Consider the following 12782-nt stretch of genomic DNA (forward strand, 5'->3'; position numbering starts at 1 on the left):
GGCTAATCCCGCGATGTAGCGTTCAGCCCGGCTGCCCCCAGTTTATGGGAGCGCAAGACATTACTTGCTGTCTTTGACTTCTTTGAAGTCAGCGTCAACAACGTCGTCTTGCTTGGCGCCTGCGTCCGATGCGCCAGCAGCTTGCTGTGCACCTTCCGCGCCGCCGGCAGCTTGCTGCGCTTGCATGTCGGCATACATTTTTTCGCCCAGTTTCTGCGATGCGCTCGACAGTGCTTCCACCTTGGCGTCGATCTCAGCCTTGTCGCCCGCCTTGATGCTTGCTTCCAGGTCGGTGATGGCCGCTTCGATCTTCTCTTTCTCGCCCGCATCCAGCTTGTCGCCGTATTCGGTCAAGGATTTCCGGGTCGAGTGTACCAGAGCATCGGCCTGGTTGCGCGACTCGGCCAATTCTTTGACCTTCTTGTCTTCTTCCGCGTTCAGCTCGGCATCCTTGACCATCTTCTGGATTTCAGCCTCGGTCAAGCCGGAATTGGCCTTGATCGTGATCTTGTTTTCCTTGCCGGTGGCCTTGTCTTTCGCGCCGACATGCAAGATGCCGTTGGCGTCGATGTCGAAGGTCACTTCGATCTGTGGCGTGCCGCGCGATGCTGGCGGGATGCCTTCCAGATTGAATTCGCCCAGACCCTTGTTGCCGGCGGCGATTTCGCGCTCACCCTGGAAGACCTTGATGGTCACCGCAGGCTGGTTGTCGTCGGCCGTCGAGAACACTTGGCTGAACTTGGTCGGAATCGTCGTGTTTTTGTGGATCATCTTGGTCATCACGCCGCCCAGGGTTTCAATACCCAGGGACAGAGGAGTAACGTCCAGCAACAACAAGTCCTTGCGTTCGCCCGACAGGACCGAACCTTGGATCGCTGCGCCCACGGCGACGGCTTCGTCCGGGTTCACGTCCTTGCGTGGATCCTTGCCGAAGAATTCCTTCACTTTTTCCTGCACCTTCGGCATACGCGTCATACCGCCGACCAGGATGATGTCATCGATGTCCGACACTTTCACGCCTGCATCTTTGATAGCGATGCGGCATGGTTCCATCGTGGCCGTGATCAGCTCTTCCACCAGCGACTCCAACTTGGCGCGGGTCATCTTCAGGTTCAAGTGGACCGGCGCGCCGTTCGCCATGGCGATGTACGGCTCGTTGATTTCGGTTTGCTGCGACGACGACAATTCGATCTTCGCGCGCTCGGCCGAAGCCTTGATGCGCTGCAGAGCGATCGGATCTTTTTTCAGGTCGATGCCGTTGATCTTCTTGAACTCGTCGATGATGTAATCGATGACGCGCTGGTCGAAGTCTTCGCCGCCCAGGAAGGTGTCGCCGTTGGTCGACAGCACTTCAAATTGTTTCTCGCCATCAACATCCGCGATTTCGATGATCGACACGTCGAACGTACCGCCACCCAAGTCATACACGGCGATTTTACGGTCGCCTTTTTCGGTCTTGTCCAGGCCGAACGCCAGCGCTGCCGCGGTTGGCTCGTTGATGATGCGCTTGACGTCCAGGCCAGCGATACGGCCGGCATCCTTGGTGGCTTGGCGCTGCGAGTCGTTGAAGTACGCAGGTACGGTGATGACGGCTTCGGTGACTTCTTCACCGAGGTAGTCTTCTGCCGTTTTTTTCATCTTGCGCAGCACTTCAGCCGAAATTTGCGGCGGAGCCAGTTTTTTGTCGCGTACGCCGATCCATGCATCGCCGTTGTCGGCTTTCATGATCTGGTACGGCATCAGCGCGATGTCTTTTTGGACTTCTTTTTCGTCGAACTTGCGACCGATCAGACGCTTGACTGCGTACAGCGTGTTTTTCGGATTGGTCACGGCCTGGCGTTTCGCTGGCGCGCCGACGAGAATTTCGCCATCTTCTTGATAAGCAATAATCGACGGCGTCGTGCGTGCGCCTTCAGCGTTTTCGATTACCTTTGGTTGACCGTTTTCCATGATGGAAACGCAGGAATTCGTGGTTCCCAGATCGATACCGATAATTCTACCCATGATTTATTTCCTTTTATTTGCTAGATTTCAGATGGTTCTTATATGTGGCAAAGCGGCATGTTTTCAAGGCTTGCTTGATGCCGCCCTCTGATTATTTTGCTTGCGCGGTCGTTACAATGGCTGGACGCAGCAGGCGGTCCGCAATCATATAGCCCTTTTGCAGGACTGACACGATGGTATTGGCTTCCTGGTCCGCCGGCACCACGGCAACGGCCTGGTGTTTCATCGGATCGAGCTTTTCGCCCTGCACTGGCAATACTTCCACCAGGCGGTTGCGCTCGAACGCGGCGTTCAGTTGCTTCAAGGTCATCTCGACGCCTTCTTTCAGCGATTCGATGGTCGGTGCTTCCACCGTCAGCGCCGTTTCCAGGCTGTCTTTGACGGGCACCATGGCTTCGGCAAAGCTCTCGACTGCGAATTTATGCGCTTTAGCAACATCTTCCTGCGCGCGGCGACGGATATTTTCGCCATCAGCCTTGGCGCGCATGAAGGCATCGTGCATCTCTGCAAGACGCGCTTCGGTACTCGCCAGCTGCTCTTCCAAAGTAGGCTCTGCGGGAGTCGATGGGGCAGTCGCCGCGGCGTCCGCTTGCGGATTAGGTACAGCTTGGTTTTCCTGATCTTGCATCTGAAAAGCTCCTACAATCAATGACTTAAATGAGTTAGTCTAACTATCTTTACAACACTAACGGGCAGATGGGGCTATATCCTATTGTTTCAAGGGGTATGCGTGGCAAAACCGGAATTACATCGGTCCATGTTACAGCGTATTACAAAATGCTATCCATTTCGGCCAGCGATCCGTGCGCGCATCCCTTGATTTTCCAGGCTTCCCACGGCAAAGCGGGCATTCTACCAGCCCCGCCGCCGCCATCGCCACTGGCTGTGTTGCTATTTGGAAAGCTGCTTGGCCGCGCCAGACATGACAAAGCCGCGCAAGCGCGGCTTTTTATTGTCAAAAATTTACAATCCTTAATTCGTCGCGCCCAAGGCCAGCGCTGCCGCACGCGCCTGCTCGCCCGCTTTCTTGTCCGCTTCGCGCTGCGCCGCCGTCTTCATCGTCGGCCAGCCAATCATGTGCTGTTCCGCAATTTCCGCCATACCCGCAATCCAGGCCGGCGTTTCGTTCAGGCAAGCGATGTAGTGAAACTGCTGGCCGCCGGCTGTCTCGAAATCATGCTTCGCTTCCATGGCGATCTCTTCCAGGGTTTCCAGGCAATCGCTGGTAAAGCCCGGGCACAGCAGATCGACGCGCTTGACGCCCTGCTGGGCCAGCGCCACCAGGGTGGGCGCCGTGTACGGCTGCAGCCATTCGGCCTTGCCGAAGCGCGACTGGAAGGTCACCACATACTGCTCTTTCGTCAACTTCAACTTTTCCGCCAGCAGGCGCGCCGTTTTCAGGCATTGGCAGTGGTAGGGGTCGCCCAGCAGCAAGGTGCGCTTGGGTACGCCATGAAAACTCATCACCAGTTTTTCCGGACGGCCATGCGCTTCCCAATGATTCAGTACGGAATCGCGCAAAGCGTCGATATACGTGTCGTGCTCGTGATATTGCTTAATGAAGCGCAATTCCGGCACATTGCGCACGGTGGCGTAATGGGCAAACACGGCGTCGTAGATGGAACCCGTCGTCGTGCCCGAGTATTGGGGATAGGCCGGCAGGATGGCGATGCGCTCGCAGCCTTCGCTTTTCAGCTTGGCCAGCACTTCCGGCAAGGAAGGCGAACCGTAGCGCATGGCCATCGCCACCGTCACGCCGTCATGGCCGCGCTCGGCCAGGGCGCCGGCCAGCAACTTGGCCTGCTTTTGCGTATGCACTTTCAGGGGCGAGCCCTCGCGCGTCCAGATCGATGCATATTTCTTGGCCGACTGGCCGGAGCGGAACGGCAAGATGATCAGGTTCAAAATGAACCACCAAACCAGGCGGGGAATCTCCACCACGCGCGGGTCCGACAAGAATTGCTTCAGGTAACGCCGCACGGCTGACGAGGTCGGTGCATCGGGCGTGCCCAGGTTGACGAGCACCACGGCGCTGCGGTCGATGCTGCCATGCGTGTACGGCGGTTCTGTTTGAAATGACATGAAGGCTCTTCGAAGGCGTTGGATGGATTAGCCAGTTATTATAGTTGCATTGAGTTAATAGCGAAGTGCTGGGGTCAGACCCTCAATGCCGCTAACGTCAAGCTCAGCGCGGATACAGCCAAGGGCTGGGGTCAGACCCGGCGGGTCTGACCCCGGTCTGACCCCGGTCTGCCCCCAGCCATGAATCAAATCGCGAGCAACTCGCGTGCATGCTTGCGCGTGGTGGCCGTGATTTCCAGGCCGCCCAGCATGCGCGCCACTTCTTCCACCCTGGCCTTGGCGTCGAGCATGTCGATGCGCGAGGCCGTCTTGCCATTGTCCAGGGTGCTTTTCGCCACCTGGAAATGCTGATTCGCCTGGCTGGCCACCTGCGGCAAGTGGGTCACGCACAGCACCTGGCGTCCCTGCCCCAGGCGTTTCAATAGCCGCCCGACGACCTCGGCGACGGCGCCGCCGATGCCGCTGTCGACCTCGTCGAAGATCAGGGTCGGTGTGGTGGTGGCGTGCGAGGTGATGACGGAAATGGCCAGCGCGATGCGCGCCAGTTCGCCGCCGGACGCCACCTTGGCCAGGGAACGTGGCGCCGTGCCGGCATGGCCGGCGACGAGGAATTCCACCTGCTCAAGTCCATGGGCGGCCGGTTCGCACGGGTGCAGGGCGATTTCAAAGCTGCCGCCCGTCATGCTCAGTTCCTGCATGGCGCGCGTGACGGCTTGCCCCAGTTCCAGGGCGGCCGCGCGGCGCGTGGCGGACAGGCGCTCGGCCACGGCGCGGTACTCGGCCTCGATCTTCGCTTCCTGGCGCAGCAAGCCTTCGATGTCGGAAGCGTCGGCCAGATGCTGCAGCTTTTCCGACAGCTTCGCGTGTTCCTCGGGTAACTCTTCGGGCGTGACGCGGAATTTGCGCGCCGTACTGTGCATGGCTTCCATGCGTGCATCGAGCTGGTGCAGGCGCTCCGGGTCCAGTTCCACCCGATCCAGATAATTATTCAGTGCATACACGGATTCCTGCAATTGAATGCGCGACGATTCGATCAGGTCGACAATCGGCTGCAATTCCGCATCGACGGACACGAGCTTGCCCAACTTCTGGTTCAGGGCCGACAGTTGCGACACGATAGGATGGTCTTCCGACTCGGAAATGAGGGACAAGGCTTCCTGCGCCCCTTCCAGCAGGCTGGCCGCGTGCGACAGACGGCTGTGCTCGTTCGTGATGTCCGTCCACTCACCGGGCTTGGCGGCCAGTTTTTCCAGCTCTCCCACTTGCCATTCCAGGCGTTCACGCTCATACAGCACGTTGGCCGCATTCGTTTCGAATTCCTCGCGCTGGCGCACGAGGGCGCGCCAGCGCTTGTGCAGGGCGGCCACTTGCCGCACATCCTGTTCCGCGCCCGCTTCGCGCGCCGTCGCCTGGCCGTCGAGCAAGGCGCGCTGCGCTTCGCTTTTCAGCAAGGACTGGTGTGCGTGCTGGCCGTGGATATCGACCAGCATGTCGCCCAGTTCGCGCAACTGCGCGGCTGTGGCGGGGATGCCGTTGATGTACGCTTTCGAGCGGCCCGCGTTGTCGATCACGCGGCGCAGCAGGGCGCCGCCATCGTCGTTGGCAAATTCATGCGCCACCAGCCAGGCTTGCGCCACGTCGCTGACGGAGAAATCGGCCGTGATGTCGGCCTTGGCCGCGCCTTCGCGCACCACGCTGGCGTCGCCGCGCCCGCCCAGCGCCAGGGTCAGCGCATCGATGAGGATGGACTTGCCGGCGCCCGTCTCGCCCGTCAGCACGCTGAAGCCGGCGGAAAATTCCAGTTCAATGGTATCGACAATGACAAAATCGCGAATGGACAGTGTATGGAGCATGGCTTCTGTGGTTGGGCGGCGCACCGCGGGTTGAGGTGGAGAAAAAGTTAGCTGAGCTTGCCCTCGCCCGACGGGTACTCATTCCAGTGCAATTTTTCACGCAGGGTGTTGTAGTAGCTCCACCCTTCCGGATGCAGGAAGGTAATCGTGTGCGGCGAACGGCGGATGAGGATGCGGTCTTGCTGCACCAGGCTGGCAAAGGTCTGCATGTCGAAATTGACGCTGATATCGCGCCCGCGCACGATTTCCACGACGATCTGGCTCGAGTCGGGCAAGACGATGGGGCGGTTCGACAGCGCATGCGGGGCGATCGGCACGAGCACGATGCCGCCCAGGGTCGGATGCAGCAATGGGCCGCCGGCCGACAGCGAGTATGCGGTCGAGCCCGTCGGCGTGGAAATGATCAAACCATCGGAACGCTGGTTGTACATGAAGTGGCCATCGACCTCGACGCGCAATTCGGCCATGCCGGCGCCGGCGCCGCGCGAGACGACGACATCGTTGACAGCCATGCCCACGTGAATCGACTCGCCGTCGCGCAGCACGCTGCCTTCGAGCAAGGTGCGGCGTTCGGCCTTGAATCGGCCGCCGAGAATTTGCGCCAGCACGGGCAGCATGCGCTCGAGCGGGATGTCGGTCATGAAACCCAATCGCCCCTGATTGATACCGATCAACGGTACGTCAAATGGCGCCAGCTGGCGCGCAATGCCCAGCATGGTGCCGTCGCCGCCCATGACGATGGCGCAATCGGCGGCGGCGCCGATCTCGGCCGGCGACATGGCGCGCACGCCGGGAAACGCCAGGTTCAGGTGCGCGGCCGTCTCCGCCTCGAAGACCACCGTGTGGCCCAGCACTTGCAGGAAATCGACGATGCTTTTCACGGGTTCGGCAATGCCATCCGTATTCTGGCGCACGACCAGGGCGATGGTCTTGGCGCCCAGGTTGAAGCGCTCGCCCGGGGCTGGCAAGGTCGCTGCTGGCTGTTCGGCGCGCTGTTCGGCGTGATTATCGACGGGCATAAGAGTCTCGGTAGTGAATTCGGTGGCAAACCGCCCCAGGCTGTCGCGTCGCACGCCGGCATCGCATGATACTGTACATATGCACAGTATAGTGCGGCTGCCGTGTGCCCGCAAGGGGCGTTCTTGGTGTTGCACGCAGTGTAGCGCAGAAAAAGAATCGTCCATGCGTGCGCCAGCGCTCCCTGCATGGACAAATCCGCTTGCAGATGGCCTGCCGCGGCAGGACACTGATTTCACGTTACTTTTACTGTCAGGAGGCCATATGGTTACCCAGCATAGCGAACGCAAGATCAATACCGATGAAAAGGTCAAGAATGACGGCGTCGACCGTCTGCCGCACGAGCGCGATGAGTCGCCCGATGCGCAAAACGTGCATCCGCGCAAGATCATGCAACAGGCGGCCAGCGACCTGGAACAGGGCCTGGTCGACACGGACCGCCGCGCCCAGCCCGGCGTGGAAAAGGTCAAGCCCACCGAACCGAAACAGGCCCGTCCCGACCCGCAGCTGGAACCAAAGAAGGCACGCTGACTCCAACTGTCACGCACTGCTAGCGTTATGGAGTACGTCATGCACCGTTACGTCTGTTCCTTGCTGCTGGCCGCCGTCTGCGGCCCCACTACCGCCCATGCCCAGGCGCCCGCCATGCCCGTCGGCTTCGGCCCGCAACCCGTGCTGCCCGCGCCGGACAAGCAACTGATTCCCACCGTCAATGTGGCGCCCGTGCAGCGCTGGACGGCGGCGCAGCGCCCCGTGGTCGCGCCCGGCCTGGCCATCCATGCGTATGCGCGCGACCTCGACCATCCGCGCTGGCTGTACGTGCTGCCAAATGGCGACGTGCTGGTGGCGGAAACGAATGCGCCGCCGAAGCCCGACGACAACAAGGGCATCAAGGGCGCCATCATGCAGATGCAGATGAAAAAGGCGGGCGCCGCCACGCCCAGCGCCAACCGCATCACCTTGCTGCGCGGCGTCGATGCAAACGGCGTGGCGCAAACGCGCAGCGTGTTCCTACAAGGATTGAACTCGCCATTTGGCATGGCCCTGGTCGGCAACGAACTGTACATCGCCAATGCCGATGCGCTCATGCGTTTTCCCTACAAGGAAGGCCAGACGAGCATCACCGCGCCTGGCGTGAAGGTGGTGGATTTGCCGGGCGGCCCCATCAATCACCACTGGACCAAGAACGTCATCGCCAGTGCCGACGGCAAATTTCTCTATGTTACCGTCGGCTCGAACAGCAACGTGGGCGAGAATGGTCTGTCGGCCGAAGACGGCCGCGCCGCCATCTGGCAAGTCACGCGCGCGACGGGCAAGGCACGCGTGTATGCGACGGGTTTGCGCAACCCCGTCGGCATGGCCTGGCAGCCGCACAGCGGGGCACTGTGGACGGCCGTCAATGAACGCGACGAGCTGGGCAACGACCTGGTGCCCGACTACATGACGTCCATCAAGGACGGCGCCTTCTATGGCTGGCCCTACAGTTATTTCGGCCAGCACGTCGATGCGCGGGTCAAGCCGCCACGTCCCGAACTGGTGGCCACCGCCATCGCGCCCGACTACGCGCTGGGTGCGCACACGGCCTCGCTGGGGCTGGCGTTTTATGACGGCACCTTGCTGCCCGAACGCTACCGGGGCGGCGCCTTCATCGGCCAGCACGGCTCGTGGAACCGCAAGCCTTTCAGCGGCTATAAAGTCATCTTCGTGCCCTTCGCGAATGGCGTGCCCAGCGGGCCACCGCAGGACATCATCGCCGGTTTCCTGGACAGCAATGGCAAGGCGCAGGGGCGCCCAGTCGGCGTGGCCGTCGACAAGGCGGGGGCGGTGCTGGTGGCGGACGACGTGGGCAATGTCATCTGGCGCGTGACGCCGGCGCCGTGAGCGGCGATGCCCGGCGCGCGCATGCGCCCCCTGTGTGGCGCAACGAACGGAAGGGCAAGGGTGGCACGCGCATGATGGGCGCTCGAACCACGCAAGGAGTACATCATGAAAAAAACAGGATCAGCCGTCTGGAGTGGCGGCCTTAAAGATGGCAAAGGGTTTATTTCCACCCAAAGCGGCGCGCTCGACAATGTAGCCTATGGCTTCAACACGCGCTTCGAAGACGGTCCCGGCAGCAATCCGGAAGAACTGATCGGCGCGGCCCATGCGGCCTGCTTCACCATGGCCCTGTCCGGCCAGCTGGGCGAGGCGGGCCTGCGCGCCACCGCCCTGAAAACCACGGCCGATGTCAGCCTGGAAAAAATCGATGGCAGCTATGCCATCACGGCCGTGCACCTAACCCTGGTGGCGACCATTCCCGGCGCCACCGACGAAGCGTTCCAGGACGCGGCCCTGCGCGCCAAGCTCGGTTGCCCCGTATCGAAGTTGCTGGCCACGGAAATCACCTTGGACGCCCATCTGGAGTAAGCACGCCACCGTCCGCCGCCCCGGTAGCAGCGGGCGGCAGGGGCGGTCTCGGCAAGAAAGCCGTAAAACGCATAAAATCCTGCCATTCCCCTATCACCATCAAGGATTTACGATGCGTATTTTGCACACCATGTTACGGGTCGGCGACCTGCAGCGCTCCATCGATTTTTACACCAAGGTCCTGGGCATGACGCTGCTGCGCACCAGCGACAATCCGGAATACCAGTACACCCTGGCCTTCGTCGGCTATGGCTCGAATCCCGATCATGCGGAACTGGAACTGACGTATAACTATGGCACCACCAGCTACGAGCTGGGTACGGCGTATGGCCACATCGCCATTTCGGCCGACGACATCGTCGCCGCTTGCGGCGCGGCACGCGCGAATGGCGGCAACGTCACGCGCGAACCGGGTCCCGTCAAAGGCGGCAATACCGTCATCGCCTTCATCACCGATCCGGACGGCTACAAGATCGAATTGATCGAACGCAAGTTCGACGGCCAGGGCGGCGGGCTGTAAGTCCTCAGCCTGGCTCGGCGGCCTGTGCAATGGCCGCGCGTAGCCAGGCGATGCCCGCATCGCCGTCCGTGCGGCGGTGCCGTATCGTTTCAAACGCAAACGGCGCGATGGCAAATGGCGCGGCATACAGCGCCAGCCCCTGCGCCGCACTGTCCTGCAAGGCGCGCTGCGCCACCGTCAGGATCAAGTCCGTCCCCCTCACGACCTCCGGTGCGACCGTCCAGTACGGCACACGCACGGCGATGCGGCGTGTCTGTCCCAGCTGGGCCAGGGCAGCATCGACTTCGGCCGCCATGCCGCCTTCGCTGGATGCCACCAGCACATGCGGGCGCGCCAGATAGGTTTCCAGGCTCAGCATTTCACCGGACGCCAGGCTGGCAGGATCGAGCGCGCACACGAATGTTTCCTCGAACAGGGTTTCACGATGTAACTGCTCGGGCAGTTGCGGAAACACGCCCAGCGCCAGGTCGATCTCGCCATCCTGCACGCCAGCGATCACGGCCGATCGGCTGGCATAGCTGATGGCCAGGTCGATACCGGGCGCTTCCACGCGCAAGCGGCGCAGCAAACGCGGCAAGATCAGCGCCGCGCCGTAATCCGACATGGCCAGGCGAAACACGCGCTGCGCCGTGGCCGCCTCGAAGACGGCGCCACCGAGCACGGAGCGCACGCTTTGCAAGGCTTCGGCCAGCGGCCGCGCCAGCTCCAAAGCACGCGCCGTCGGCTGGAAGCCGCCCTTGCCACGCAGCAGCAGCGGATCGCCGAGCAGATGGCGCAAGCGGGCCAGCGCATGGCTGACGGCAGGCTGGCTCATGTGCAAGCGCTCGGCCGCGCGCGACAAATGGCGCTCGCTGAGCAGCGCTTCCAGGATTACCAGCAGGTTCAAATCCACGGCCCGCAGATTATTCATTTGCTGCATAGTTGGCTGACAAACTACGAATTGGATTTAATGATGACAGCATAATACGATGACTCCATCAACTCAACTTTGGAGTCACACATGCATGGATGGATTACCGTATTTGCCCCGCTGGCCATGCTGGCCGGCGCCGTCGTCCCGTTCCAGGCGGGCGCGAATGCCGCGCTGGGCCGCAACCTGGGCCACCCGCTGTGGGCCACGCTCGCCTCGCTGGCCGTCAGCGCCGTGCTCGCGTCGCTCGTGATGCTGGTCTGGCGGGTGCCCGCGCCCGATGTCGGTCTCGCCATGCGTGGACCGGGCTGGTCCTGGCTGGGCGGCGCGGCCGGCGTGTTTTACATTACGGCCGCGCTGATGCTGGCCCCGCGCATGGGTTCCGGCCCCTTCATGGCGGCCGTCATCGGCGGACAGATGCTGGCCGCGCTGGCCATCGACCGCTACGGTTTGCTGGGCTTTGCCGTCAAGCACATTTCTCCGCTGCATTGGGCCGGTGCGGGACTGGTGGTGGCGGGGGTGATCCTCACGCAAATAGCCAACAGCCGTGCCGCGTGAAAACAGGTCAAGACGAAGAAAAACCAGCGCCGTCACCGGGGCTGGTTTTCATCTGAATCTGCAGAAAAAAGATTACTTGTCGAGCAAGGCGTTGACGGGCATCAAATCCGTTTCCTTCAACGTGCCGGCCGCCGCCTTCAGGCGCAAGCCGTTCATGATGGTGTCGTAGCGGGCTTTCGACAGGTCTTTTTGCGTCGAAAACAATTGTTTCTGCGCATTCAAGACGTCGATATTGATGCGTACGCCCACTTGATAACCGAGCTGGTTCGACTCCAGTGCCGACTTGCTCGACACTTCCGCCGCTTCCAGCGCCTTGACTTGCGCCAGGCCGCTGTTGACGCCCAGGAAAGCCTGGCGCGCGCCTTGCGATGCCGTGCGGCGTGCCGTTTCCAGGTCGTTGCGGGCCTTGTTTTCCAGCGCGATCGACTCGCGCACCTTGCTGGTGACGGCAAAGCCGCTGAAGATCGGGATGCTCCACTGCACGCCGATGGCGTTGTTGTTGGAACTGCCGCTGCCGCCGCCCGTCGTGTAGGTGTGGCCCGCGTTGGCGATCAGGTCCAGGGTCGGATAATGGCCGGCGCGGTTGCGGCCGATGTCGCGCTTGGCCGATTCCACGTTGAACTGGGCCGTGACGACGCCAAAGTTCTGCTCTTCCGCCGAGCTCACCCATGGTTCGATGGCGGCCGGTTCCGGCGCGCTGATGACCACGCCCGTGCGCATCGGCGCCAGCGACGTTGGCGCTTCGCCGATGATGGTTTGCAAGGCGCTGCGCTTGTTGGCCAGGTCATTGATGGCGGCAAATTCCTGCGCCACCACCAGGTCGTAGGCCGCCTGCGCTTCGTGCGTGTCGGTAATCGTTTGCGTGCCGACTTCGAAGTTGCGCTTGGCCGATGCCAGTTGCTCTGTCGTAGCCACTTTTTGCGCCTGCGTGGCGCCCAGGTTGTCCTGCGCGCTCAGCACGTCGAAATACGCCTGCGCCACGCGCGTGATCAGATCTTGCTGTACCTGTGCAAATTGCGCTTCGGCAATCGCCTGCGCCAGCTTGCTTTGCTGATAGGTTTCCCAGCGATCCCAGCGGAACAGCGGCTGCGCCAGGGTCAGATTGTAGGTATTCGTGTGCACCTTGACCGTCGGCATGGAAATCGTGCTGGTGATCGGCTCGATACTGTTGCGCGTATTGCTGCCCGAAGCCGACACTTGCGGCAGCAAGCCTGCCAACCCCTGCGGAACCCGCTCCATCCCGGCCGACAGGGCCGCACGCGCACTCGCATACTGCGCGTCATTGGCCAGCGCCTGCTGGTACACCTGGATGAGATCGGCCGCCTGCGCTTGCAGCGAGCATGTCATCGAGACAAAGGCGCTGGTCATCAGCACGGCGATAAGGGGTTTCCGCATTGCATTTCTCCGTTGGAGTCGTCAAAAGTTGATG

Annotated in this window: 12 protein-coding genes; 5 read left to right on the plus strand and 7 right to left on the minus strand. The window is 61.6% G+C overall.

Annotated features, from left to right (window positions below; all coding sequences use genetic code 11):
• Positions 1-60 precede the first annotated feature (60 nt).
• The 5 genes from dnaK to AC4BCN_RS27200 all read right to left on the minus strand — a co-directional run bounded on the left by dnaK (position 61) and on the right by AC4BCN_RS27200 (position 6958).
• Positions 61-2004 carry a molecular chaperone DnaK gene (gene dnaK / locus AC4BCN_RS27180; protein WP_034745982.1) on the minus strand — a complete coding sequence of 648 codons (1944 nt, stop codon included), beginning with the start codon at positions 2002-2004 and terminating at the stop codon, positions 61-63.
• A gap of 91 nt (positions 2005-2095) precedes the next feature.
• Positions 2096-2632, minus strand: coding sequence for a nucleotide exchange factor GrpE (gene grpE / locus AC4BCN_RS27185; RefSeq protein WP_034745977.1), 537 nt, complete (start codon positions 2630-2632; stop codon positions 2096-2098).
• A gap of 344 nt (positions 2633-2976) precedes the next feature.
• A complete protein-coding gene (gene hemH / locus AC4BCN_RS27190) occupies positions 2977-4086 on the minus strand; it encodes a ferrochelatase (RefSeq protein WP_338679924.1) in 1110 nt (369 codons plus the stop codon).
• Positions 4087-4271: 185 nt separating this feature from the next.
• Positions 4272-5939, minus strand: coding sequence for a DNA repair protein RecN (gene recN, locus AC4BCN_RS27195; protein WP_338679925.1), 1668 nt, complete (start codon positions 5937-5939; stop codon positions 4272-4274).
• 47 nt (positions 5940-5986) lie between these two features.
• On the minus strand, positions 5987-6958 hold the full coding sequence (locus tag AC4BCN_RS27200; RefSeq protein ID WP_235194145.1) for an NAD kinase: 972 nt from the start codon (positions 6956-6958) through the stop codon (positions 5987-5989).
• A 262-nt stretch (positions 6959-7220) separates the two neighbouring features.
• Here AC4BCN_RS27200 and AC4BCN_RS27205 point away from each other — a divergent pair, with 262 nt between their 5' ends.
• The 4 genes from AC4BCN_RS27205 (at position 7221) to gloA (ending at position 9885) form a co-directional block, all read left to right on the plus strand.
• On the plus strand, positions 7221-7487 hold the full coding sequence (locus tag AC4BCN_RS27205) for a hypothetical protein (RefSeq protein ID WP_070300998.1): 267 nt from the start codon (positions 7221-7223) through the stop codon (positions 7485-7487).
• Positions 7488-7526: 39 nt separating this feature from the next.
• Entirely contained in the window at positions 7527-8837 is a 1311-nt protein-coding gene (locus AC4BCN_RS27210) for a PQQ-dependent sugar dehydrogenase (protein ID WP_338679926.1), read from the plus strand.
• Between the two features lie 105 nt (positions 8838-8942).
• Complete coding sequence (locus tag AC4BCN_RS27215) at positions 8943-9365, plus strand: OsmC family protein (RefSeq protein WP_035828320.1); 423 nt, start codon at positions 8943-8945, stop codon at positions 9363-9365.
• A gap of 112 nt (positions 9366-9477) precedes the next feature.
• Positions 9478-9885, plus strand: a complete 408-nt coding sequence (gloA, locus tag AC4BCN_RS27220; protein WP_331777246.1) for a lactoylglutathione lyase — start codon at positions 9478-9480, stop codon at positions 9883-9885.
• A 4-nt stretch (positions 9886-9889) separates the two neighbouring features.
• On the opposite strand, the gene AC4BCN_RS27225 is transcribed toward gloA, so the two are convergent.
• Positions 9890-10795, minus strand: coding sequence for a LysR substrate-binding domain-containing protein (locus AC4BCN_RS27225; protein WP_331777247.1), 906 nt, complete (start codon positions 10793-10795; stop codon positions 9890-9892).
• A 90-nt stretch (positions 10796-10885) separates the two neighbouring features.
• Between AC4BCN_RS27225 and AC4BCN_RS27230 the strand changes: the two genes are divergently transcribed.
• Entirely contained in the window at positions 10886-11353 is a 468-nt protein-coding gene (locus AC4BCN_RS27230) for a DMT family transporter (RefSeq protein ID WP_034745960.1), read from the plus strand.
• A gap of 72 nt (positions 11354-11425) precedes the next feature.
• On the opposite strand, the gene AC4BCN_RS27235 is transcribed toward AC4BCN_RS27230, so the two are convergent.
• A complete protein-coding gene (locus AC4BCN_RS27235) occupies positions 11426-12748 on the minus strand; it encodes a TolC family outer membrane protein (protein ID WP_034745957.1) in 1323 nt (440 codons plus the stop codon).
• Positions 12749-12782: the final 34 nt, after the last annotated feature.

The sequence above is a fragment of the Janthinobacterium sp. Bl 1 genome, assembly GCF_058215535.1.